General features: G+C 65.6%; 22 protein-coding genes. 12 read left to right on the top strand and 10 right to left on the bottom strand.

Features of this window, described 5'->3' with window-relative positions; translation table 11 throughout:
- Nucleotides 1–419: 419 nt before the first annotated feature.
- A complete protein-coding gene (locus ABEA50_RS18130; RefSeq protein WP_345496735.1) occupies nt 420–986 on the top strand; it encodes a TNT domain-containing protein in 567 nt (188 codons plus the stop codon).
- Nucleotides 983–1249 (top strand): hypothetical protein, encoded by a 267-nt coding sequence (locus ABEA50_RS18125; protein ID WP_345496734.1) that lies wholly within the window; start codon nt 983–985, stop codon nt 1247–1249. Before ABEA50_RS18130 ends, ABEA50_RS18125 begins: the two co-directional genes overlap by 4 nt.
- A 152-nt stretch (nt 1250–1401) precedes the next feature.
- Here ABEA50_RS18125 and ABEA50_RS18120 read toward each other — a convergent pair whose 3' ends face one another.
- On the bottom strand, nt 1402–1671 hold the full coding sequence (locus ABEA50_RS18120; RefSeq protein ID WP_345496733.1) for a HigA family addiction module antitoxin: 270 nt from the start codon (nt 1669–1671) through the stop codon (nt 1402–1404).
- A gap of 3 nt (nt 1672–1674) precedes the next feature.
- The gene (locus ABEA50_RS18115) at nt 1675–2031 is read right to left on the bottom strand and encodes a type II toxin-antitoxin system HicB family antitoxin (RefSeq protein ID WP_345496732.1); all 357 of its coding nucleotides are present in this window, start codon (nt 2029–2031) and stop codon (nt 1675–1677) included.
- 487 nt (nt 2032–2518) lie between these two features.
- Here ABEA50_RS18115 and gdhA point away from each other — a divergent pair, with 487 nt between their 5' ends.
- Together gdhA and ABEA50_RS18105 are read left to right on the top strand one after the other, a co-directional pair.
- Nucleotides 2519–3868, top strand: coding sequence for an NADP-specific glutamate dehydrogenase (gene gdhA, locus ABEA50_RS18110; protein WP_345496731.1), 1350 nt, complete (start codon nt 2519–2521; stop codon nt 3866–3868).
- 79 nt (nt 3869–3947) lie between these two features.
- Entirely contained in the window at nt 3948–4373 is a 426-nt protein-coding gene (locus ABEA50_RS18105) for a pyridoxamine 5'-phosphate oxidase family protein (RefSeq protein ID WP_345496730.1), read from the top strand.
- Nucleotides 4374–4434: 61 nt separating this feature from the next.
- Here the strand turns inward: ABEA50_RS18105 and ABEA50_RS18100 are convergent, their stop codons facing one another.
- On the bottom strand, nt 4435–5271 hold the full coding sequence (locus tag ABEA50_RS18100; protein WP_345496729.1) for a glutamate ABC transporter substrate-binding protein: 837 nt from the start codon (nt 5269–5271) through the stop codon (nt 4435–4437).
- Nucleotides 5272–5492: 221 nt separating this feature from the next.
- On the bottom strand, nt 5493–5894 hold the full coding sequence (locus tag ABEA50_RS18095) for a winged helix-turn-helix transcriptional regulator (protein WP_345496728.1): 402 nt from the start codon (nt 5892–5894) through the stop codon (nt 5493–5495).
- Nucleotides 5895–5945: 51 nt separating this feature from the next.
- Between ABEA50_RS18095 and ABEA50_RS18090 the strand changes: the two genes are divergently transcribed.
- Entirely contained in the window at nt 5946–6599 is a 654-nt protein-coding gene (locus ABEA50_RS18090) for an NADPH-dependent F420 reductase (RefSeq protein ID WP_425577658.1), read from the top strand.
- 182 nt (nt 6600–6781) lie between these two features.
- Here the strand turns inward: ABEA50_RS18090 and ABEA50_RS18085 are convergent, their stop codons facing one another.
- The gene (locus ABEA50_RS18085) at nt 6782–8311 is read right to left on the bottom strand and encodes an FAD-dependent monooxygenase (protein ID WP_345496726.1); all 1530 of its coding nucleotides are present in this window, start codon (nt 8309–8311) and stop codon (nt 6782–6784) included.
- Between the two features lie 86 nt (nt 8312–8397).
- Between ABEA50_RS18085 and ABEA50_RS18080 the strand changes: the two genes are divergently transcribed.
- A complete protein-coding gene (locus ABEA50_RS18080) occupies nt 8398–9063 on the top strand; it encodes a TetR/AcrR family transcriptional regulator C-terminal domain-containing protein (RefSeq protein ID WP_345496725.1) in 666 nt (221 codons plus the stop codon).
- Between the two features lie 915 nt (nt 9064–9978).
- On the opposite strand, the gene ABEA50_RS18075 is transcribed toward ABEA50_RS18080, so the two are convergent.
- Genes ABEA50_RS18075 through ABEA50_RS18065 form a run of 3 tightly spaced genes read right to left on the bottom strand, consistent with a single transcriptional unit; the run spans nt 9979 to nt 14015 of the window.
- A complete protein-coding gene (locus ABEA50_RS18075) occupies nt 9979–11655 on the bottom strand; it encodes a glycerol-3-phosphate dehydrogenase/oxidase (protein ID WP_345496724.1) in 1677 nt (558 codons plus the stop codon).
- 33 nt (nt 11656–11688) lie between these two features.
- Entirely contained in the window at nt 11689–13209 is a 1521-nt protein-coding gene (gene glpK / locus ABEA50_RS18070) for a glycerol kinase GlpK (protein WP_345496723.1), read from the bottom strand.
- Between the two features lie 50 nt (nt 13210–13259).
- A complete protein-coding gene (locus tag ABEA50_RS18065; RefSeq protein ID WP_345496722.1) occupies nt 13260–14015 on the bottom strand; it encodes an MIP/aquaporin family protein in 756 nt (251 codons plus the stop codon).
- A gap of 254 nt (nt 14016–14269) precedes the next feature.
- On the opposite strand from ABEA50_RS18065, the gene ABEA50_RS18060 reads away from it, so the two are divergent.
- The gene (locus ABEA50_RS18060) at nt 14270–15031 is read left to right on the top strand and encodes an IclR family transcriptional regulator (RefSeq protein ID WP_345496721.1); all 762 of its coding nucleotides are present in this window, start codon (nt 14270–14272) and stop codon (nt 15029–15031) included.
- 148 nt (nt 15032–15179) lie between these two features.
- Nucleotides 15180–16721: a glycerol kinase GlpK gene (glpK, locus tag ABEA50_RS18055; RefSeq protein ID WP_345496720.1), complete on the top strand. Its 1542-nt coding sequence runs from the start codon at nt 15180–15182 to the stop codon at nt 16719–16721.
- Between the two features lie 450 nt (nt 16722–17171).
- On the opposite strand, the gene ABEA50_RS18050 is transcribed toward glpK (ABEA50_RS18055), so the two are convergent.
- Entirely contained in the window at nt 17172–18155 is a 984-nt protein-coding gene (locus ABEA50_RS18050) for an alpha/beta hydrolase (RefSeq protein WP_345496719.1), read from the bottom strand.
- A gap of 92 nt (nt 18156–18247) precedes the next feature.
- Here ABEA50_RS18050 and ABEA50_RS18045 point away from each other — a divergent pair, with 92 nt between their 5' ends.
- Together ABEA50_RS18045 and ABEA50_RS18040 are read left to right on the top strand one after the other, a co-directional pair.
- On the top strand, nt 18248–18823 hold the full coding sequence (locus ABEA50_RS18045; protein WP_345496718.1) for a TetR/AcrR family transcriptional regulator: 576 nt from the start codon (nt 18248–18250) through the stop codon (nt 18821–18823).
- Between the two features lie 481 nt (nt 18824–19304).
- A complete protein-coding gene (locus tag ABEA50_RS18040; protein ID WP_345496717.1) occupies nt 19305–20420 on the top strand; it encodes a polysaccharide pyruvyl transferase family protein in 1116 nt (371 codons plus the stop codon).
- Nucleotides 20421–20546: 126 nt separating this feature from the next.
- Here ABEA50_RS18040 and ABEA50_RS18035 read toward each other — a convergent pair whose 3' ends face one another.
- A complete protein-coding gene (locus ABEA50_RS18035) occupies nt 20547–21173 on the bottom strand; it encodes a winged helix-turn-helix transcriptional regulator (protein ID WP_345496716.1) in 627 nt (208 codons plus the stop codon).
- A gap of 78 nt (nt 21174–21251) precedes the next feature.
- Between ABEA50_RS18035 and ABEA50_RS18030 the strand changes: the two genes are divergently transcribed.
- Together ABEA50_RS18030 and ABEA50_RS18025 are read left to right on the top strand one after the other, a co-directional pair.
- A complete protein-coding gene (locus ABEA50_RS18030) occupies nt 21252–22151 on the top strand; it encodes an alpha/beta fold hydrolase (protein ID WP_345496715.1) in 900 nt (299 codons plus the stop codon).
- A gap of 30 nt (nt 22152–22181) precedes the next feature.
- Complete coding sequence (locus ABEA50_RS18025; protein ID WP_345496714.1) at nt 22182–22886, top strand: flavodoxin family protein; 705 nt, start codon at nt 22182–22184, stop codon at nt 22884–22886.
- The last annotated feature ends 105 nt before the right edge of the window (nt 22887–22991 follow it).

Below are 22991 nucleotides of genomic sequence, written 5' to 3'. Positions count from 1 at the left end.
ACCGCACCACCGCACCACCGCACCACCGCACCACCGCACCACCGCACCACCGCACCACCGCACCACCGCACCACCGCACCACCGCACCACCGCACCACCGCACCACCGCACCACCGCACCACCGCACCGAGATGGTGCCCCGCGCAGCGGAACCGCCTTGGCCACCGCGCTTCTCACGGCACGAATGTCCGTCGGTCGACGATCGCCGACCGCCTGTCGTCCTTGAGACGCGAGCGTGCCGAAACCCCGAATACCCTGTACGCGAGCAATTCTCGTGCTAATTTTCAGCCGCAAATAATCATTCGCAGCTGGGGGTTCGTGTGAGATTTCGTTCGCTGTGCACTGTCGTCGTCACGGGACTGTTCCTGATCGCTACACCATCGGTCGCCGCTACCGGCGCCCCGCAAGGATCGGCCTGCGTGCCGGGTACACCCGACAACGCCACGGCCACCACCGATTTCTACGATCCCGACCGGCAATTCCTAGGCCCGCAACCACTTCCGAGCGACCCGCCGGTCGGTCCGCTACTCGGCGGATACGAACGGTTCGGACAGCTCACCGAGGATTCCTTCGTCGCCGAATACCGTTCCGGGGACGGCTGGATCTACCCGCCCGCCGACGGATTCGAGATCGAGAACGGCCAGCCGATCAAGCATGCCGAAGAGTTGCCCGCGGGCAAGCGGATCGACCGATTCGGCTACTCGGGTGGCCGTTACCTCGCACCCATCGGTGACTCGTTCCAGCAGCGCGCCCTGCCACCGCAGAACCTGAACACACCGAGCGGAACACCGCAGAGCAACTACCACGTATATTGCGTCGCCAAGGCTTTCAGCGTCGACGCGGGGCCGATCGCCGCATGGTTCGCTCAGCCCGGCGGTGGCACCCAGTACAAACTGGACGAGTCGTACCTGCCCGACGCGGGCGCCGCACTGAGCGTCACCTGGCTGATCCAGAACGGCTTCCTCGTGGAGGAACGCCCAGAGTGAAGGGAATCGCCATGGACCGCAAGGCCCTTGCCGCCGAACTAGCGGCAGCGGGACAACCACCGGGCTCCTACCGCATCACCGACGTTCACGACCAGGGTGATCTCCCCACCGACTTCTGGTTCCTGCGCACCGGCGACTCCGGAAAATGGGAGGTCGGCGCCTACGAACGCGGAACCTTCGACGTGCGCTCGACCTTCGACTCCGAAGACGAGGCATGCCGCTGGATGTACCGGACACTGACGGGCAAGGAGCCAACCCCGTAGTCCCTCGAACCGGCCGGAGCACATCGGATCTCACACCACGACCGGACCCTCCGGCCGGTTCGTCGGCGAGGGCGAGATCTCGTCTCTGCCATACCGACCGACACAATCCGCGAAACCTTGGACATAACAGGCGCCCGCACCCGCTCGCCAACTCACCACCGCCCCGAGCGAAGCATCGAGTCGTATCGTGCCTGGAGGTTGATCCAGAACTCGGCGCTCGTACCGAAATACAGGCCGAACAAACGCGCCGTGTGGGTGCTGATTGCCCGATTGCCATCGATAATCGAGTGAATCAGACGAGGCGAAACATCCAGCGCACTCGCCAGCGAATCGTGGGTGATGCACATCGGGTTGATGAATTCTTCCGCGAGCACCTCACCGGGCGAGGTCGATGGTATCGGCGCAGCACACGACGATCCCACGTCTCAGCAGCTTCCATGCGACGCAAGCCGCTGCGTCGCAAGATGATTCAGCGATACCTTCATCTCGGCAGCCTCACGCGCCAAACGCGCATGCAGTTCCGAGGAAACACGAACCAGGAAGCGACCACTGTAGGAGTTCTCCGACAACGGTCGCGGCACCGACTCCCCGTTCCCCGCCATGTCCGTGATGACTTCGCGCACAAGCCCGCCGATTCCGCGGAGAGCTTCGTCCTGCGTAGGAGCAAGCCAGGACAGCGAAGGAAATTCGGCACAAAGTCCGACGTGCTCCCCGTCTTCGGGCGACCAGAGAACCCGGTACGCGTAGTGCGTGTGATTTGGAAGTTCCCGCACCTCGGACATCGCTACCGACCTTCCTCTGAACGTATCTTCTGTAGCTTGTCGATTGCCGCGATCACTTGCCTGACCTGATACATCTTGCATCCACCGTTCACAGATTCCTGGATGTTCACCCGCGGATCACCGGGCCAGGGAACCCGAAAAACCGCATGGCTTGTCCCCTCCTGCCTGGGTAGTCCGAACACCGCTCGACAGATCGCATGCAGTTCCGCGTACCGGAGGTTGGTGGGGGATTCCCGCATCTTGGCGAGAAGCTTCTCGACCTTTGCCACACGCATATAGTATCGCTGATGATACTACTTTGAGCAAGCGCTCCTGGTCGTCAGTCGCGATGACCGCCATTCACAGCTGCGCCGTGTGGCCACCGAACCACACGACAGTCTGCGGACCGGGCCGCGCCGCGTGAGAACGTATAAGGAGTACGAACCGGGCGGTCGCTGCGGGCAGTCGCTCGGGTGCGGTCGCCGACGATCGAAAGGGAGTGCTCCGCGTGCCTGGTCTCGACGAGAAACTACAGGACATCTACTCCGAGGTTTTGCAGCGCAATCCCGGCGAATCCGAGTTCCATCAGGCCGTTCGGGAGGTTCTCGACAGCTTGGGGCCGGTGGTGGCCAAGCATCCCGAGTACGCCGACGCCGCGGTGATTCGGCGGCTGTGCGAGCCGGAGCGGCAGATCATCTTCCGTGTTCCGTGGGTCGATGACACCGGGACGGTGCAGATCAATCGGGGTTTCCGGGTGGAGTTCAATTCCGCGCTCGGGCCGTACAAGGGTGGGCTGCGCTTCCACCCCTCGGTGTACCTGGGCATCGTCAAGTTCCTCGGCTTCGAGCAGATCTTCAAGAACTCGCTGACCGGGTTGCCGATCGGCGGCGGCAAGGGTGGTTCGGACTTCGACCCGAAGGGACGCTCGAACGCCGAGGTGATGCGCTTCTGTCAGTCGTTCATGACCGAGCTCTACCGCCATATCGGCGAATACACCGACGTTCCCGCCGGTGACATCGGCGTCGGCGGACGCGAAATCGGCTACCTGTTCGGCCAATACAAGCGCATCACCAACCGCTACGAGTCCGGTGTGCTGACCGGCAAGGGGCTGAGCTGGGGCGGTTCACAGGTCCGCACCGAGGCCACCGGCTACGGCGCCGTGTTCTTCGCCAAGGAGATCCTGCAGGAACGAGGTGATTCCTTCGAAGGCAAGCGCGTCGTCGTCTCCGGTTCCGGCAATGTCGCCATCTACGCCGTCGAGAAGGTGCACCAACTCGGTGGCATCGCCGTCGCCTGTTCGGATTCCTCCGGATACGTCGTCGACGAGAGCGGTATCGACCTGGAACTACTCAAGGAGGTCAAACAGGACGACCGGGGCCGCATCGGCGACTACGCCGAAAAGCGCGGCCAGTCGGCACATTTCGTGGAGAACGGTTCGATCTGGGACGTTCCGTGCGATATCGCGCTACCGTGTGCCACGCAGAACGAACTCAACGGCACCGACGCGAAGAACCTGATCAGCAACGGCTGCACCATCGTCGCCGAGGGCGCCAATATGCCGTGCACCCCGGGCGCCACCAAGCGACTCACCGAAGCCGGAGTCACCTTCGCGCCCGGTAAGGCCGTCAACGCGGGCGGTGTCGCGACAAGCGCGCTCGAGATGCAGCAGAACGCCTCGCGTGACTCGTGGTCGTTCGAGCACACCGAGGCGCGGCTGGCGACGATCATGAGCGGCATCCACGACCGCTGCTTGGAGACCGCGGAGGCCTACGGCACACCGGGCGACTATCAGTCCGGCGCGAATATCGCGGGATTCATCCAGGTCGCCGACGCGATGCTGGCCTTGGGCGTCATCTGACGGCGCGCCGGGCGGAATCTGACGGCGCGCCGGGCGCGGACAGCGATTCGTGTCGGACCCCGGCGATAGCCTGCGACCCATGACCTTATCGGTAGAAGCTCGGGAGCAATTCCTTGCCGAACCACACATCGGCGCGCTGTCAGTGGTCGAACGGCCGGATCGCGCGCCGCTGGTGGTTCCCATCTGGTATCAGTACACGCCCGGCGGCGAACTATGGATCCGCACCGCGCCGAACTCACGAAAGGCTCGGGCGATAGCGAGCGCCGGGCGGTTCAGTCTCATGGTGCAACGGACCGCACCCACGGTTCGCTATGTCTCGGTGGAGGGACCGGCGACCGAGCCGCAACCGTCCACCGAGGTCCAGGCGGTGGAGATGGCCGCTCGCTATCTTCCTGCGGACAAGGTGGCCGGTTTCGTCGAGTTCGAGCGAACACAGCTCGGCGAGCACATGGTCATCGCTCTGCGACCGGAGCACTGGTTGTCCGCCGATATGGGTTCGTTCTGACCCACGCTGGAGCTACGACCTGTCCGTCACCGAGTCCCGGTGACGGACAGGTCGATTCGGCTCAGTACCGGTCGATCGGCGGCGGCGTGAGGGTGGAGTCACCGAGCGGCCCGATCTCCTTTTCGAACGCCTTCAACCACGACCCGTCGTCGATCATCGCCTGAATCGCGTCGTTGATCTTGTCGCGGGATTCCTTGTCGCCCTTCTTCAGTCCGATGCCGTAGTCCTCGACGGTGAAGGTGTTGCCGATCAACTTCAGTTCGCCCGGCGTCTGTCCCGCGAAACCGGCCAGAATGATGTCGTCGGTGGTCACCGCGTCCACCGTGCGGGCGCGCAACGCGTCGACGCATTCGGAGTAGGTGGCGAGTTCCTGGAGCTGCACGTCCTTGGCGTAGTTTTCCTTGACGTTCTGCGCCGCGGTCGAGCCCTTGACCGAGCAGAGTTTCTTGGTCCCGGTCAGCGATTCGACACCGCTGATGTCGGTGCTGTCGGTGCGCGCGAGGAGGCTCTGTCCCGCCGCGAAGTACGGTCCGGCGAAGTCGACCTTTTCCTTGCGCTCGTCGGTGATGGAGTAGGTGCCGACCACGAAGTCCACGTCACCGTTGGCGATCATGTCCTCACGTTGCGCCGAGGGCGCCTCGGTGAACGTGATGCCGTCGGGTTGCACACCGAGCTTGCCCGCCACATACTTCGCGACCTCGATGTCGTAGCCGAAGAACGCTCCGTCCTCGCCGCGAACGCTCAGTCCGGGTTGGTCGAATTTCACGCCGATGGTCAGCTTGCCTTCGCTCGCATGCTGACTGGCGGTCCCGGCATCGCTGGCACCCCCGCAGGCACTGACCGCAAGCACCGTGACGACCGCCACGATCCCCAGTCCGAGTACACGCTTGATCCTCATCTTCGCTTCCCTCTTCCCACGATGAGTAGCCCGCCCAGCCAAAAGGCCCGGATGCCCCGTGGCAAAACATCATCGCGCGAACCCCCACCACCAGTCCCCCGCACCTTCCCCCCACTGGAAAACCACCCCCACCCCGCACCAATCCAAGATCACCAGGACATCCCGACACGAAGACGCCGCAAGACCACACTCATGTCCTGCTGATCTTGTGGCTACGTTGGCTAACGGTGGCGTAGGTGTTGTTGGGGGGTTTCTTGGGCGGTGAGGAGGGCGTCGCCGTGGTCGAGCGCCCAGCGGCCGAGCGAGTGCATCGGTCCGTCGACAAGGCTCGTGCCCAGATCGGTCAGCCGGTAGTCGACGCGCGGCGGGGCCTGGGTGTAGGTGCTGCGCTCGATCAGGCCGGAGTTGAGCAGGCGGCGCAATGCTTCGGTGAGCGCTTTGTCGCTGACCGACCCGATATCCGCGCGCAGATCATGCCGACGACGCGGCCCCGCACGCAGTGCGGCCAAGACGACGGGGTCCCAGGTGTGGGTAAACAGGTCGGTGGCCGCGCGTATCCGGCAGTCTGCCACCCACTCCCGGTCGTGTTCGCGCGCCATGTCGTGGTCCCGTTCGTTGCGCACCGATCGGTGCGTAGTGGTTTCCCTACTGTAGCTCTCGGTCGATGACACCGAATGGAGGAGCAACGAATGCGAATAGGGATACTCGGTACGGGCATGTTGGCGACCGCACTCGGCGGTCGCTGGGCTCGGGCCGGGCACGAGGTCGTGGTGGCCGGACGCTCACTGACCAAGGCCGAGGTCTTGGCCGGTCGCCTCGGCGACAACGGGCGAGCGGCCACCGCACGCGAGGCAGTCCTCGGGGCGGACGCGGTGTTGCTGGCCGTGGCGTGGACCGGGATCGATGACATTCTGCGCAGCGCCGGTGCCCCCGCGGGGACATTCGCTGGCACGACGCTGATCGACCCGACCAACGCGGTAGACCACGGCATCGGTGTGCTGCGCACGCCACCGGGAAGTTCTGGCGCGCAGGACATTGCCGACCGCGCGGTAGGCGCGCACGTGGTGAAGGCGTTTCACCTCTTTCCCGCCGAGCAATGGAGCGACGCGACGAAACCGCCGGTGACGGTCGCGATATGCGGCGACCACCCGCAAGCACTGGCCACCACAGAGGCACTGGTACGCGACGCGGGTTCCCGGCCAGCGGTGCTGGGACCGCTGAACCGGGCTCGGCAACTCGAGGAAGCGGCGGGATTCGTCATCGGCCTCACCTTCCGCGGTTTCGACCCGCGCGATGCGGTGCCACACGGCGTGATCCGTGCCGGATGACCGCCGCATACCAGCGAGACCCCCTCGAAGGAGCGAGCGATCCTCGAGACCAGCTGTGCTGCGAACTGTTCCGTGCTCGTTGCCGCGACACGCGCGCACGGCATCGACATGGCCGCGACGCGGACTGCGCACCCCGGTCGATGCGGTTGCCTGGGCGATCATCGCCGAAGGCCGGACCTCGGTCAGCTCACGGCAGGTGCGCGATCGGCGGCTGCGCCACACCAGGTGGTGAGTGCGCGGCGCAGCGCAGCCAGGTCTGGCACGCCGTCGCTGATCCACGCGGCATATCCGTCGGGTCGGATGAGCACCGCTGAGGGCGCGGCGGCGGTGCGGCCATCGGCCAAGGTCCACGGCGCCGTGTCACCGGTGGCGGTGACCACGGTGATTCGCCCCGCCCAACCGGCGACAGCCGCATCGAACATCGCGGCACCCGAAAGGTCGAGCAGCACAGGCTTAGCCGGATGCAGGAGCCGATAGATCGAGGTCGCCTCGCCGCCGATGTCGAGGACGGCGTCGGGGACGCGGCGACCCAATAGTGGGTGATCCCCCGCGCCGGGATAGCGGATGTCCAGACCCGACAACGTCGCTGCCAGATAGGTATTGACCTCGTTCATGCCGATGAGGCGAGTGAAAACGGCATGCAACTCCGAGACCGACCCGCCCGGCCCGAGCAACGCCGACTGGGCTCTGGTCAGTTTCAGGGTCGCGGCGCCGACTGCGTGCCGCTCCTCGTGATAGGTATCGAGCAGCGCGTCAGTGGTCTCGCCGCGCAGTACGGCGGCGAGTTTCCAGCCGAGATTGCAGGCGTCCTGCATGCCCATGTTCATGCCAAGCCCGCCATAGGGGAAATGGATGTGCGCGGCATCCCCCGCCAGGAGTACCCGCCCCATTCGATAGCGCCGGACCTGGCGGGTGGCATCGTCGAAACGCGAGAGCCACCGTGGACTGTGCATCCCGAAGTCGGTCCCCGCCACCCGTCGCGCGGAGGCCCGAAGTTCTTCCAGAGTCACGGGAACGCCGGGGGCGGCATGGCGTTCGGCCTCGGAGGTCTGGACCCGAAACCAGCCGGGTCGGAACTGCATCGCGCTGATCGTGCCCAGTTCGCGCCGGTCCAGGAACAATCGTTGCGGTGGCGGGTCGGCGAGTTCGACGTCGCCGGTCAGCGACACCGTGGTGGCATCGGTGCCGGAGAATTCGACTCCGGTGAGCTTACGGACGGTGCTGCGTCCACCGTCGCAGGCCACGAGGTAGCTGGCGCGCATGGTCTCGGGACCGTCCGGCCCCACGACCATGACATCGACGCCGGTGGCGTCCTGCTCGAACCCGGTTACCTCGGTGGACCACCGCGCCGGCGCGCCCAGTTCGGCGGCGACGTTCTCGAGCAGTTGCTCGGCATCGGCCTGGAAGATATTGAGCAGGTAGGGAAACCGAGTCGGCAGGCCCGAGTAGTCGACGGTGATTCCGGCGAAGCTGCTCAGGTCCGGCGCGGGTGGGCCGCCGGCCAGGAAGCTGGCCACGACGCCGCGCTGGTCGAGCAGTTCGAGGGTGCGGGGCTGCATCCCGGCGGCTCGAGAACCCGGCACATGGCGGTGGGGACGCTGCTCGAGCAGCAGTACTTCGATACCTCCTCGGCGCAGTTCGGCGGCCAGGGTCAGGCCGGTGGGCCCAGCCCCCGCGATGATCACCGGGTCCATGTGGTTATTGCTGGGCATCTCGAACTCCTAGATCAGCACTCGATCATTGATCGTTATTTCTCTATCGTTGATAGAGAATACTGACGCGGTGATAGGTTGACAAGGTGGCGAAGAAGCTGACCCGAGAGGCCATTGCCCGCGCAGGACTGCGCCTGCTCGACACCGGCGGCGTCGACGCGATTACCACCCGCGCCCTCGCCGCCGAACTCGGCGTCCAATCGCCAACTCTGTACTGGCACATCAAGTCCAAGCACGAAATCCTGCGCGCCATGGCGTCCGCGATGAGCGCCGACGCGGCGGCCACCATGACCGCCGCCGACCGTCGCTCTTGCTGGCAGGACCTGTTCACCAACTGGGCTCGCGCGCTCCGAGCAAGCGTCCTCAGCCATCGCGACGGCGGCCGTGTATTCGCCGGATTCCTGGCCGGGGACCCGGCCACCCTCGAGATCACCGAGTCTTTTCTCCAGGCACTGCTCGATGCGGGCGCCCCACCGGATCTCGCCCCACAATGCGCAATGCTGCTGCGGCACTTCATCGTTGGCTTCTGTGTCGAAGAACAAGCACTCGCCGAACGGCAAGAAGACGCCGATCACACCGGCACGTCGGCCGAAACGCCGGACCGCACCGGACATCCGCTCTCGGCCCGAGGAATACAGGCCATCTCCAGCGCCGATCAAGACCTGCGCTTCCAACTCGCCCTGCGCATCACGGTCGCTGGCCTCACCACGCTGATCGAGGAAGAGCGCCAGAAGTTTTCCACATCAGGCTGATAGCGGGTTGCTCGATACCCAAGTCGAGCAGGTGGTTTGCGACCAGCTCAGAATCCCCCGTGCGGAACATCGGCCGGGATCGACCGGCCCGCTTCGATGAGCCACCGCTTCGCCTGCGCCTTGACCGGACACGTCGAGGCTCGGCAATCAGATGAGATTGCATGATGGCATGCGCGTATTCGATTGTCATCGCGGGCAATTCGCGGTGGTTCACTATCGGCAGGGTTGTGCACGAGGATCCACAGAACACGTGGACGAAAATGTGGTATTCCCGATAGTCGAGGCCGAATCCGACTGTGCTAGAGCCTGACTCGCTCGATCGGCGGGTACTTCCCGGCTATCGGGGTGCGGCAAGTACACACCCGGTCGGTAGGAAACGGCAGCCTTGATCGCCGCCCGAACACCGGCAGCTCGCGCAGCCTGACGAACTCCTGGAAAGATCACCGCATTACCGAGTTCGACCGCACCGTTTTCACGGCCGCCATCCAGAACCGGAGCCAGAGCTGGGAGTCCGAAGGTACCAACTGGGAACTCACCCTCGGCCCGGCCCGCGACAAGTCCGCAGCCTGGTTCACCTGCGAATACACCCACACGGCCGCTCAGCTCACCGTCTGGACCAGCGGCGAAGCCGAACTCGACATCGCCAGCCTCACCACCGGAGCCAGCACCGGCACCCACTACGAGTTCGCCGGCCAACAAGACCTCGAGGCCCGCCGCGACGACCTCACCGAACGCCTCAGCACCCACCCACCCCTTGACGAATCCCCTAGGGACACCCCCCAATACTCACCACGCGAATCGACTCCGATGCCGGTGATAGATCGATGTGTGTCGGCAAGACCGGGTGATGGGGGGCACGACCGAGCCGGTTTTGGCAGGACGACGCGCCCGTGGAAGATCCCGCCCGATCGCCCCTCACGCCACCGCGGTGAGGCGGGTGGCGTTGGCGGTGGTGTCGTCGGGGGCGGCGTTGGCGGCCAGTTCGGCTTGGACTCGGTCGTGGTAGCGGGTGAGTTCGGCGACCTTGGTTTCGGCACTCCAATTCAGGTGGGGGGCAACTAGATCCGCTACCGCTTCGGCGGCGGTGTGGCCTCGGTCGGCGAACTCGATGGAGATGCGGGTGCGACGGGTGAGGATGTCGTCGAGATGGAGGGCGCCCTCGTGGGTGACCGCGTATACCGCTTCCACGGCGAGATAGCCGGGTGCGCCGGGCAGCGGTTTGCCCAGTTCCGGTGTGGTGTCGATCATTTCGATCAGTTCGGTGGCCAAGGAGCCGTAGCGGCCGAGGAGATGGGTGATCGCCTCGGTCGGGAGACCGGTACGGCGCGCGACGCCGGCGGCATCCTCGCGCAGTTCGTGGTACCCGACGGCACCGAGGATGGGCAGGTTCTCGGTGACCGAGGGGGCGACCGCCTTGCCGAAATCCGCGACGGCGGCGTCGACGACATCGGCGGCCATCACACGGTAGGTGGTGTACTTACCACCGGCCACCACGAACAGACCCGGAACCGGTTCGGCGACAGCGTGTTCGCGCGACAACTTCGCGGTGTCGTCGGAGGCCCCGGACAGCAGCGGACGCAGGCCCGCGTAGGTGCCGACGATGTCGCTCTCGGAAAGCGGTTCGCGCAGCAGCGAATTGACGTGGTCGAGGATGTAGCGCACGTCGGCGGCGGTGGCCACCGGGTGCGCGCGGTCCAGCGACCATTCGGTGTCGGTGGTGCCGATGATCCAGTGCTCCTGCCACGGGATCACGAACAGCACGCTCTTCTCGGTCTTCGTGATCAGACCGGTCCGCAGGTCGAGCCGGTCGCGCGGCACCATGATGTGCACGCCCTTCGACATGCGCACGTGGAACGGGAAGTCCACGCCGGTCATGGCGTTCATCTCGTCGGTCCACACGCCGGTCGCGCTGATCACGCTGCGGGCGCGCACCTCGTAGGTGCGGCCGGTCTCGAGATCTCGCACCGTCGCGCCGACGACGCGCGCACCGTCGCGCAGTAGTCCGGTCACCTTGGTGCGAGTGAGCACGGTGGCGCCGTGTTGCGCGGCGGTGCGGGCAATCATCATGGTGTGGCGCGCGTCATCGACCTGTGCGTCGTAGTAGCGGATCGCACCGGTCATCGCATCGGCGCGCAGGGCGGGCGCCAATTCCAGTGCGCCCGAACGGCTCAGGTGCTTGTGCCAGGGCAGAGCGCGCGCCCCACCCAGGGTGTCGTAGAGCGCGACACCCGCACCGATGTACGGACGTTCCCAATGATGTCGCAACGGGAACAGGAACGGGACCGGGTGCACCAGGTGCGGTGCCAGCCGGTCGAGCAGCAGACCGCGCTCTTTGAGGGCCTCGCGGACCAGGGCGAAGTCCAGCTGCTCGAGGTAGCGCAGGCCGCCGTGGATGAGCTTGCTGGAACGGCTGGAGGTGCCGGCCGCCCAGTCGCGTGCCTCGACGACCACGGTGGTCAGGCCACGCGAGGCGGCGTCCAGCGCCGCCCCGGCACCCACCACGCCACCGCCGATGACGAGTACGTCGATATCCGCACGCGCCAACGAGTGCAAACCCTCGGCGCGGTACTGCGGAGCCAAATGTGTTGTCACGGTGTTGGTTCTCTTTCCTAGTGCGATGCCGGGTCAGTCATCGACGTCGACCCAGTCCAATGTGCGCGCCACGGCGCGCTTCCATTTCGCGTAGCCACGCTCGCGCTGTTCCTCGGTCGAGGTCGGCTCCCAGCGCTTGGATTCCTGCCAGTTCTGATGCAGTTCTTCGACATTCGACCAGAAGCCGACCGCGAGCCCCGCGGCGTAAGCGGCCCCGAGTGCGGTGGTCTCGGCGACCACGGGTCGCGAGACCGGCACCCCGAGGAAATCGGCCTGCAACTGCATGCACAGCTCGTTGGCGGTGACACCACCGTCGACGCGCAGCACATCAAGGCGGACCCCGGAATCGGCCTCCATGGCCTCCACGACGTCACGGGTCTGGTAACAGATGGCTTCCAGCGCGGCCCGAGCGAGATGCGCGTTGTTGCTATAGCGCGACAGACCGACGATGGCGCCGCGTGCGTCCGAACGCCAGTACGGGGCGAACAGACCGGAGAACGCGGGAACGAAATACACTCCCCCGTTGTCGTCGACCTGACGGGCGAGCGATTCGCTTTGCGCCGCACCGGAAATGATGCCGAGCTGATCGCGCAGCCATTGGATGGCCGAGCCGGTGACCGCGATCGACCCTTCCAGCGCGTACACCGGCGCCTCGGCACCGAACTGATAGGCGACGGTGGTGAGCAGACCGTGCTGTGAGCGCACGATCTCGGTGCCGGTGTTGAGCAGCAGGAAGTTTCCGGTGCCGTAGGTGTTCTTGGCCTCGCCGGGCTTGAAGCACAGCTGGCCGACAGTGGCGGCCTGCTGATCGCCGACCACACCGGCGATGGGGATCTCGGCCTGGAACGGTCCATCGGCCGTGGTGGTGCCGAACAGGCCGGGGTGCACCGAGGGCAGGATCTCCGGCAGCATCTGGCGCGGCACCCCGAACAACGCCAGCAGTTCGTCGTCCCACTGCAACGTTTCCAGGTTCATCAGCATGGTGCGGCTGGCATTGGTCACATCGGTGACGTGGTTGCCGCCGCGCGGGCCGCCGGTGAGATTCCACAACACCCAGGTGTCGGCGGTGCCGAAGATCGCGTCGCCGTTCTCGGCCGCGGCGCGAACGCCGGGCACATTGTCCAGAATCCATTTCAGCTTGCCACCGGAGAAATACGTCGCCGGTGGTAGCCCGGATTTGGCCTTGATGGTGTCGGCGTGACCGGCGCGTTCCAGCTCGTTGACGATCCGGTCGGTGCGGGTGTCCTGCCAGACGATGGCGTTGTAGTACGGGCGCCCGGTGTGGCGATTCCAGACGATGGTGGTCTCGCGCTGGTTGGTGACACCGATCGCCACCAGGTCTTCGGTGGACAGATTATTGTTCGCCAGTGCGGTTTTGACCACCGTGCTGGTGCGTTCCCAGATCTCGGCGGGGTTGTGTTCGACCCAGCCCGCGTTCGGCATGATCTGTTCGTGTTCGAGCTGCCAGCGGGCGACTTCGTTGCCACCGTGGTCGAAGACCATGAAGCGGCTGCTGGTGGTGCCCTGATCGATGGCTCCGACATACCGGCTCATCGTGTGGTCCTTTCGCGAAAAGGAATAGAGAACAAGAGGTTTCGCAACGATCAGAAGGCGAGGGTGGAGACAACACCCGCGAGCGCCCCACCGACCAGCGGGCCGAGCACGGGGACCCAGGCGTAGGCCCAGTCGTTGTTCTTGCGTCCGGAAGCGTTGGTGTCCTTGGCTTTCCGGTGCACCGGAAGCACAGCATGCGCCAATCGGGGTCCCAGGTCGCGCGCCGGGTTGATCGCGTAGCCGGTGGGCCCGCCCAGCGACGCGCCGATGCCGACGACCAGTAACGCCGCCGCGAGCGGGCCGAGTCCGGTCGGGGTCTCGCCGATGCCGATGATCACCAGTACCAGGATGAAGGTGGCGATCACCTCGGTGACGAAGTTCCATGCGTAGGAGCGGATTTCGGGACCGGTGGCGAAGACACCGAGCTTCTTGCCCGCATCTTCCTCGGCGTCGAAATGCTTCTTGTAGGCCAGGTAGGCCACGATCGCGCCGAGGAACGCGCCGAGGACCTGTCCGAGCAGATAGGCGATCGTATTGCCCACGGTGACACCGATCCCCGGCGCGTATTCGTCCGCGCCGCTGGACAATATCCCGATCGTGACCGCCGGGTTGAGGTGGCCGCCGGTCTTGTAGGCGACATAGACGCCGCCGAAAACACCGAGTCCCCACCCGAAGTTGATCAATAACCAGCCGCCGTCGAAACCTTTGGTCTTGGCCAGTAGGACGTTGGCGACCACGCCAACACCGAGCAGCGCCAGCACGCCCGTGCCGAGCGCCTCGCTGAGAAAGATCGAGCCGAAGTTCACCGTTGAGCCTCCGTCGTGCCATCGGTCGCCCCGATGCGACCGTTCTGGTCGTGACGGTACGGACGACTCGACGACCGGGATATGAGCAGCGTTCGACATTGTCGAACACCGTGCGTGCGGCACCGGCCGCGAGAAGCGGTACCGTCCTACGGTCACGAATAATGACCCAGGTCACACCGGCTCACCCGAGCGGATGAATGGGCATCGCGCGTGTTCGACATCGTCGAACCGTGCTCGCGAGTTAGGTTGCGTGCATGCCGGGGCCGATTCAATCCATCGAACGCGCGGCGGCGGTGCTGCGCCTGCTCGCTCGCTCCGGTCGCCTCGGCGTGAGCGATGTCGCCGCCGCGCTCGGCCTGGCAAAGCCCACTGCCCACGGCATTCTGCGCACCTTGCAGAGCGTCGGTTTCGTCGAACAGGACACGGGCAGCGGTAAATATCGGCTCGGCGTGGCGCTGCGCGGCATCGGCACCGGGTACCTCGATCCGAACGACCTACGTTCGCGCGCCATCAACTGGGCCGATGTGCTCGGCGCGCGGACCGGCGAGGCGGTGCGGGTCGCGGCGCGCGACGGGACCGCCGATATCGTGGTGGTGCACCACGTGTTTCGGCCCGACAATCTCGAACAGGCGCTCGAGGTCGGCGAACAGCTGCCCGCACACGCGACCGCGCTCGGCAAGGTTCTGCTGGCCGCCGACGCCGATCTGACGCAGCGGGTCGGTCGCGGACGGCTCGCGCGGATGACCCATCGCACGATCGTCGACCACGTCGAGTTGGACCGCGCGGTGATCGCCGTGCGGCAAGCCGGATGGGCGGGTGAGATCGAAGAGTTCCGACCAGGAATGGCCGGTATCGCCGCGCCGCTGCGCGCGCACGGCGGGCTCGTCGTCGGCGCCATCGGGATCACGGGCGCGGTAGACCGACTCTGCGACAGTCACCTGCAATTACGGAAGACGCTGATCAAGCATGTGCGCGACACGGCGCATGCGGTGTCGCGAGAGTTGGGTGCACCGTGACGATACGGACACCGGGACAGCGGTCCGATCGAGGGAAGAACGAGCCAGCGGTAGGTATTCATGGCCTGAAAGCTTTGCTGCCCAACGTGTCCCGACGGAAGATCCGGCCCGGCGCACGAGAAACATCAAAGGATAGGAGCAGCCGAGGATGACACAGCATTATGTGCTGGCGATCGATCAGGGGACCACCTCGAGCCGCTGCATCCTGTTCGACCATCGAGCCAGGTTCGCCGGGGTAGCGCAGCGGGAACATCGCCAGCACTATCCACGGCCCGGCTGGGTGGAACAGGACGCCATGGAGATCTGGCGCAATGTCGAACGCATCCTGCCGCAGGTGTTGCGCGACGCCGGTGTCGGCGCCGAGCAGGTCGCGGCGGTGGGGATCGCGAACCAGCGTGAAACCACCGTGGTGTGGGATCGACGCACGGGTGTGCCGGTCGGGCGCGCCATCGTGTGGCAGGACGTGCGCACCGAGGACTTGGTCGAGGAGTTCGCCGAGACGCCCGGCGCCGAACGGATTCGTGAACTGTGCGGCCTGCCCTTGACCACCTATTTCGCCGCACCCAAGCTGCGCTGGATGCTCGACACCGTGCCCGGCCTGCGTGAGCGTGCCGAACGCGGCGAGGTCCTGTTCGGGACCATGGAGAGCTGGCTGATCTGGAATCTCACCGGCGGCGTGGACGGCGGATCGCACGTCACCGACGTCACCAATGCCAGCCGCACCCTCCTGATGAACCTGGCCACCCGCGCATGGGACCCGGAGTTGTTGCGGTTCTTCGGGATTCCCGTCGCGATGCTGCCGCGTATCCAACCCTCCACCGCGTCGTTCGGCACCGTCCGCAGCGTGGTTCCCGGCCTGCGGATCGCGGCGGCGCTCGGCGACCAGCATGCGGCACTGTTCGGCCAAACCTGTTTCGCCCGTGGGGAAACCAAATGCACCTACGGCACCGGCGCCTTCCTGATGATGAACACCGGCAACGAACTGGTGCGCTCCGAACACGGACTGCTCACCACCATCGGCTACCAGATCGATGACGAACCGGTGTACGCGTTGGAGGGACCGATCGCGATGACCGGCTCACTGGTGCAATGGGTGCGCGACAACATCGGCCTCGTCGGCACCGCGCCGGAAATCGAAACCCTCGCGCGCACAGTGGAAGACAACGGCGGCTGCTACCTGGTCCCCGCCTTCTCCGGCCTCTACGCGCCCCATTGGCGCAGCGACGCCCGAGGACTGCTCATCGGCCTCACCTCCTACGTGACCAAAGGCCATGTGGCACGGGCAGTTCTGGAAGCCACGGCATGGCAGACCCGCGAGGTGGTCGATGCCATGAACGCCGACTCCGGCCTACAGGCCAGCTCCTTGCGCGTCGACGGCGGCATGACCTCCGACAACCTGTTGATGCAGATCGTGTCCGACGTCCTCGATGTCCCCGTCATGCGTCCCTTCGTCGCCGAAACCGTCTCCCTCGGCGCTGCCTACGCCGCGGGACTCGCCGTCGGCTATTGGCCGGATCTGCAAGGGCTCCGCGGAAATTGGCGCGTTGCGGCGCAATGGGTGCCGCGCATGGACGCCGCCCATCGCGCAGAGGAATACGAGAACTGGCAGCGTGCGGTAGCGCTGTCCTACGGGTGGGCGCGGTCGGCGCGCACTCGTAGGACCTCACCGAAGGGGCAACCGTCGATGTAGTCGCGCAGCGAACCGGGCCAGCCGGTCTGGTCGGCGATCCCGGTCGAGGTGATGGCCCGCCAGGCAACGCCGGGGGGCGACCGGCTGCCGATCCGCGTCGATCGCCGTCGAGCTGTTCTCCGCGCTCGCCGACGGTGCCCCCTCCTCATCGCGACAGCCACCCCCCGCGGTCGGAGGCTCGGCGGGTGTCGGCGTCACTGCGGGCGCGGTGGTCACGACCTCAGCGGACTGTCACGAGACATCTTCGGGCAGAAGGCGGATCATTCTCCGACAAGCGCACCGACAGTAACGATCGCACCGTTCAGGATCGTCGTACCGAGCTTGCCCGTGCCAGATCGTGGACGCACTGCGCGTACGGGCCGGTGCGCCTGTCGATGACGAGGAACGCTCCGATTCCGCCGAGTGCGGTCTAGAAGCAGGTTTCCCGACCTCGCCGCAACAGCACTGAGCTCACAGATCGTGGGTCGCCCAGTACCGGATCAACTCCGACCCGAGCCGCTCGGCCGCCTGCATGGGTAGCGAATGGGTGGTCTCGGGCCAAACAGTGACCGGCTGTTTACCCAGGGCGATAGCTCGATTCGCGGCTTCGTCGCCACCGGCCAAGGACTTGTCGGCGGCGATATCGATCCGGATCGGGAGCGACATCGATTGCCATTCCGCGTCGGTCAAGGTTCGTGGGATCAGCGTGTGGGACCGGTAATGCTTGGCGCCCGCGTCGACCATCGCCGACAGGGGTGTGCGCTCGCGCACCTTCGCGATCGGGACGCCACCGATCTCCGCCAACGCGTAGTCCTTCCATCCCTGCGACACCGGCAGCGCCAGCAAGGCCGACCAGACAAACATCGAGACCGGCAACCTGTACAGCACGAGCACCGGCTCGAGCAAAGTCAGGGACGCCACTCGGCCGGGGTGGCCGAGCGTGTGGTGGGCGGCGACGGCTCCACCGAAGGAGTGCCCCACCAGATGCACGCTCGTGAGGCCGAGTTCCGCGAGTGCCTGCTCCACCCACGCGGCCCGATCCTCGAACGAGGTGAAGGGCACCGACTGGGTCGACAATCCGGAGTCGCCGACCGCGTCCATCGCGAAAAGCGTGCGCTTGCCGATCCAGTGGGTGAGGTTCTCGGCCCACATCGGTGTGCCGGAACGGTTTCCGGGTAGCAGTACCACGGGCAGTCCCGCATCCGCTCCCTCGGCAGCAGCCCACTCGTACACCCGAACCGTGCCGTATTCGGTGGGGACATCGCGGGTGCGCGTCGGGGGCGGCAGGGTCGCCATCGCCGCGTCGTAAGCGGCGCGATAGGTCTCGAATCCTTCCCTGCTCCGCCAATACCCCACCTGCGGCTCGGGTGCGACGATCGAGGCGATCTTCTGGACCAGTAGTCCCGCCGCCACCAGTGCGGCCACGCCCTTCAGTCGGTCCACTGTCTTACCCATATCCACTCCAGAAAATACAGTCGTATTGATCGGTTGCCCGAGACTACAACATTGATCAATACGGTCGTATTTTCTCCAGCTACGATCTCCATATGCGCAACCCGGACCCCGACGAACGCCGCACCACGATCATCCGCGCGGTATGGCAGGTGATCGCGGACAACGGCATGGGCGCGGTGTCCATGCGCAATGTGGCCACGGCCGCGGGGGTCTCGGTGGGGCGGATTCAGTACTGGTTCTCCAGCAAGGACGAACTTCTCCTCGCCAGCCTGGAAGCCATGCTGCACGGCGCCACCCGACTACACGCCGACACCACCGACGGCGCCGACGACCGCGAAAAACTCTGGCAGCTGATCGGCCAGCCGATCCCCCGCGCGGAAACCTCCGGCGTAGGCGTCTCGGTGTTCCATCAGTACGTCGCCGCCAGCATCAACCACCCCACCTTCGCCCGCATGCTCGGCGAAGCCAAAGACGGCGCGGAGCACGAGGCGACTCGGCTACTCGGCCGGATCGCCCCCGACCTCACCGACCCCCGCACAGCAGCGCGGTCACTGATCGCCACCGCCGACGGCCTCACCATGCGCGTCCTCATCGGCAGCCTCCCCGCCACGGAAGCCGTACGAACACTGCGCACCACAATGCACCAAATCATCAGCCGCGACGCCTGATTCGCCGCTGACCCACCATTTCCACTCAGCGAACAACAGCCGTCCCGACCCGCGACCGAACGAACGGGATATCCCTCGACATGCGCCCAGACCAGCGATCACAGCCACCAAGCCTCTTCCACAGCACTCGCGGTCGCGGGGGCTTCATCGCCGGCGGCCGCGAGTAGCAGCGAACGTGCCATTGCGGACGCAGGCAGACCCTGCCGCGCCGCCAACCGTTCGATCAGCGCGCACTCGGCCATCATCGAGCCAGATCTGTAGCCTCCGAGCTCTCTTCGAATTCGGTACGGTGCAGACTGGAATGTCGGTGCGCTCGCCGAATGTCGGTGGGTGTCGCTGTGCCCCGTGTTTGTCGATCGCGGCGGGCCATGGCCGATCGTGGCACACGACCAGCACAGAGGGCTACCGAGATTCATGCACCTACCGGCCTCGACCGAACTTTCCGAACATCGTTTCACCCCCCGCTCAGATGGGAGTCGCAATGCCAGCGCCACCGCTCTACTACCTGGTCGGCCCCGCAGGTCACCCGAACTATGGGGACGAGCTGATCACGGCGGGGTGGTTGCGGTATCTGAGTACGGTCGCGCCCGAAGCGACGGTGTGGGTGGACACGCACTCGCCGGGGCCCGCGCAGGTGTTGCTGGGTGAGTTGCATCCTCGAGTGCGGTTCACCGATACGTTGTGGCGACTGTGCTGGGAGGCGCCCTCGGAGGATCCGTGGGAGGTTGCGGATTGGGTGCGTCGGGCAGTGGACGATCCCGGTCTGGCGCCGCGATGGGATCGTGGGATCGCATTGCTACACCGCGCTCAGGTGATCCATCTCCTCGGCGGCGGGTACATCAACCGGATCTGGCCGCGGCATATCGGGCTGCTGGCCGGTGCCGCCGCGGCGGCCCGCGCGCCGGAAACACGGGGCGCGGTAACCGGTCTCGGACTTTTCCCCGAGTCGGAGGGGACTGCGCAATTGCTGCGAGCCACCGCCGCCGAGTTCGAGATCGCCGACGTCCGCGATCGGAAGACCGCAGAGCTGCTCGGCGTCGACCCCGGTGTCGACGACGCGTTCCTCACGCCGCCGGTCATCCGGGCCGACGTGGAAGACCCACCCGAGGTAATGCTGTGTCTGCAAAGCGATCTGGTGGAGTTCGATCTCGGCGTCCTCGCTTCGGCCGTGCTCCGAACCTTGGACGCGTGGGTTATCTCGCCCGAGCGGATCGGCGTTGTCGAAGCAATTCCCGGCGGGGACCGGCAAGTATTCGACCTCATCCAGCACCACCTCCCCGGCGCGCGGTTCTACCCGTTCGTCGAGGTGTGGGAACACGGATTACCGGTCGTCCCCGGCCAGACCTGGCTCACGACGCGATTCCATATGCACCTGGTCGCCGCGATGTCCGGTGCCACGGGGGTGGCGATCCCGATCAGCGCCGATTTCTATGGCACCAAGCATCACTCGCTCGTCGAACTCGGTTCGGGCTGGACAATTCTCGACGACATCCACCAGATCCCACAGCGCCCGAGCGGCACCGGGTTCGAGGCGTCCACGATCGAGGCGGCACGCGGAGCCAAGCGCGACCTCGCACGCGCAATCTACACCCGATAGAACGGCGCACCTGGTCAGCGACGCGGTACGGGACAGCAACGCCGTCGGCCCGTGGTAGCCGTCGAAGTCCGAAACGCTCGGCAGCCCATGGCCATTGCACTCCGGTGTTGCCGAGGTGGTGATCCGTCATGCAGCGAATACGGTGCGAACAACGGACTCGTCGCCGTCGACCTCGACCAACCCGATAGCGCGGGCATCATCGAGGGTGAGAGCACCCGCCGCAAGGCCGAGAATGTAGGTGGGATCGGCGCGGACAGTGGCGACGAGGTCACCACCTTCGTACGGACCGATTTCGAAGCCGGAGCGTGTCGCCCGGAGCTGAAACGGCGAATCATCGAACTCGAGGCCGATCGTCACGGCGGAACGAACCTCGACCCGCGCCTGAAGCAGGGCAGGAACGGCGAGAGCCAGCCACTCGGGGCGGAACGAATCACCGTCGGACCCGCGCACCATCAACGGCACCGACCAGCGGATCAGGCCCTCGATCGGTCCACGCAGCTCGGCGCCCCACGGCGTGAGCGCGTACTCCACCACGCTGCCCTCGCCCGATAGTCGACGCTCGAGCACACCCGAGGACTCGAGGTCGCGCAGCCGGTCGGCGAGCAGGTTGGTCGCGATGCCGGGCAGGCCGTCGATCAGGTCTCGATAGCGGGCGGGGGCGAGCAGGAGCTGGCGGACGATGAGCAGGTTCCATCGGTCGCCTACGACCTCGAGCGACCGGGCAAGCCCGCAATATTGACCGTAGCTCCGCATCCCATCCTCTACTTGACTATCTAAAGTGTGATTGAGAAACTCAATTCTACGCGCGACCGAGTCGAGAGGGGAACGACCATGGCCGATACCACCGCGAGCGTGCGACCCGCCTGGGTAGATGACACTCTCTTCCCGTTCGAGAGCCACTTCCTCGACATCGACGGTCACACCGTGCACTACGTCGACGAGGGGTCGGGTCCCACTTTGTTTCTGCTGCACGGCAATCCGACCTGGTCGTTCCTGTGGCGCGAGGTGATCAGCGCCCTGCGCGACGACTTCCGTTGTGTCGCACTAGATTACCCCGGTTTCGGCCTGTCGACACCGAAGCCCGGCTACCGCTACTTTCCCGAGGAACACGCGGACGTGGTCACCGCGTTTGTCGACGCACTCGGCCTGACGGAGGCCACGCTGGTCGGGCAGGACTGGGGCGGCATGATCGGCCTGGCGGCCGTGCAGCGGCGACCGGACGTCTTCGATCGGCTGGTGCTCGTCAACACCTGGGCCTGGCCGGTCAACGGGGACCTGCACTTCGAGGCGTTCTCCCGCATCGTGGGCTCGGCGCCGATGCGCTTGCTGGTTCGGCGGCTGAACCTGCTCGTCAACGCATTCCTGCCCAACGGCCACAAGAGGCGTAAGCCGACCGCGGCCGAGATGACCCACTACCGCAAGGCGCTGGGCACTCCCGAACGACGCCAAGCCTCCGCGGTCCTCCCCCAACGAGTCCTCGGCAGCCGCGCCTTCTTCACCGAAGTCCAAGCGGGCCTCGCCAAGATCGCGCACCTGCCAACCCTCATCGTGTGGGGTGACGCCGACATCGCCATGCGAGCCCAGGACCGCGAACGCCTGGAAGCGACCTTCCCCGAGCACAAGACCGTGATCGTCAAGGGCGCAAGCCTTTACGTGGAATCCGACGCGCCCGAGGAGTTCGTCGCCGCGATCCGCGAATGGACAGGAACGCAGCGCGCGGACGCGCTGTAACGATGCACCCGCCGTCGGGAACTGTGCCGTATGACGGATTTCAGTGGCTTGCGGGCCTTGTTCATCAACGGCACCTTGAAGCGGTCTCCCGAACCGAGTAACACCCAGGGACTGATCGATGCGAGTGCCGCGATCATGACCAAAAACGGCGTGCAGGTCGAGCAGATACGGGCGGTCGACCACGACATCGCGACGGGTGTCTGGCCGGATATGACCGAGCACGGCTGGGAAGTCGACGAATGGCCACAGCTGCAACGCAAGGTGATGGACGCAGGCATCCTGGTGTTGGCCGGGCCGATCTGGTTGGGCGACAACAGTTCGGTGCTGAAACGGGTGGTCGAACGGCTGTACGCGAATTCGGGCGTGCTCAACGACCGTGGCCAGTACGCCTATTACGGTCGCGTCGGCGGTTGTTTGCTCACGGGTAACGAAGACGGCGTGAAACACTGCGCGATGAACATCCTCTACAGCCTCCAACACATCGGCTACACGATTCCGCCGCAGGCTGACGCGGGGTGGATCGGCGAGGCGGGGCCGGGGCCGTCCTACCTGGACCCCGGTTCCGGCGGACCCGGCAACGACTTCACCAACCGCAACACCACCTTCATGACATGGAACCTGCTGCACTTCGCGCGTTTGCTCCAGAGCAACGGCGGCGTCCCCGCACGCGGTAACCAGCGCACCGAATGGGATGCGGGCGCGCGGTTCGACTTCGAGAACCCCGAATACCGCTGAGAAACTCACGCGCATTCTCTTCACGGGCCCACTCGGCTGGTCACGTCACCGAACAGATCGCGTTGCTCGACGGCTCAGCGGAGATCCTGCGGGCGGGTGCCTCCG

Source organism: Nocardia callitridis (genome assembly GCF_039543305.1).
Lineage (GTDB): Bacteria > Actinomycetota > Actinomycetes > Mycobacteriales > Mycobacteriaceae > Nocardia > Nocardia callitridis.
The sequence above is the reverse complement of the archived record's forward strand: the minus strand, read 5'-3'. Positions and strand labels throughout refer to the sequence as shown.

Excerpts from the sequence above, each read along its gene's own strand:
- ABEA50_RS18115 (WP_345496732.1), bottom strand. The coding sequence starts at position 2,031 with ATGTCCGAGGTGCGGGAACTTCCAAATCACACGCACTACGCGTACCGG.
- ABEA50_RS18105 (WP_345496730.1), top strand. The coding sequence starts at position 3,948 with ATGACCTTATCGGTAGAAGCTCGGGAGCAATTCCTTGCCGAACCACAC.
- ABEA50_RS18100 (WP_345496729.1), bottom strand. The coding sequence starts at position 5,271 with ATGAGGATCAAGCGTGTACTCGGACTGGGGATCGTGGCGGTCGTCACG.
- ABEA50_RS18090 (WP_425577658.1), top strand. The coding sequence starts at position 5,946 with ATGGAGGAGCAACGAATGCGAATAGGGATACTCGGTACGGGCATGTTG.
- ABEA50_RS18085 (WP_345496726.1), bottom strand. The coding sequence starts at position 8,311 with ATGCCCAGCAATAACCACATGGACCCGGTGATCATCGCGGGGGCTGGG.
- glpK (WP_345496723.1), bottom strand. The coding sequence starts at position 13,209 with ATGAGCCGGTATGTCGGAGCCATCGATCAGGGCACCACCAGCAGCCGC.
- ABEA50_RS18060 (WP_345496721.1), top strand. The coding sequence starts at position 14,270 with ATGCCGGGGCCGATTCAATCCATCGAACGCGCGGCGGCGGTGCTGCGC.
- glpK (WP_345496720.1), top strand. The coding sequence starts at position 15,180 with ATGACACAGCATTATGTGCTGGCGATCGATCAGGGGACCACCTCGAGC.
- ABEA50_RS18050 (WP_345496719.1), bottom strand. The coding sequence starts at position 18,155 with ATGGGTAAGACAGTGGACCGACTGAAGGGCGTGGCCGCACTGGTGGCG.
- ABEA50_RS18045 (WP_345496718.1), top strand. The coding sequence starts at position 18,248 with ATGCGCAACCCGGACCCCGACGAACGCCGCACCACGATCATCCGCGCG.
- ABEA50_RS18040 (WP_345496717.1), top strand. The coding sequence starts at position 19,305 with ATGCCAGCGCCACCGCTCTACTACCTGGTCGGCCCCGCAGGTCACCCG.
- ABEA50_RS18035 (WP_345496716.1), bottom strand. The coding sequence starts at position 21,173 with ATGCGGAGCTACGGTCAATATTGCGGGCTTGCCCGGTCGCTCGAGGTC.
- ABEA50_RS18030 (WP_345496715.1), top strand. The coding sequence starts at position 21,252 with ATGGCCGATACCACCGCGAGCGTGCGACCCGCCTGGGTAGATGACACT.
- ABEA50_RS18025 (WP_345496714.1), top strand. The coding sequence starts at position 22,182 with ATGACGGATTTCAGTGGCTTGCGGGCCTTGTTCATCAACGGCACCTTG.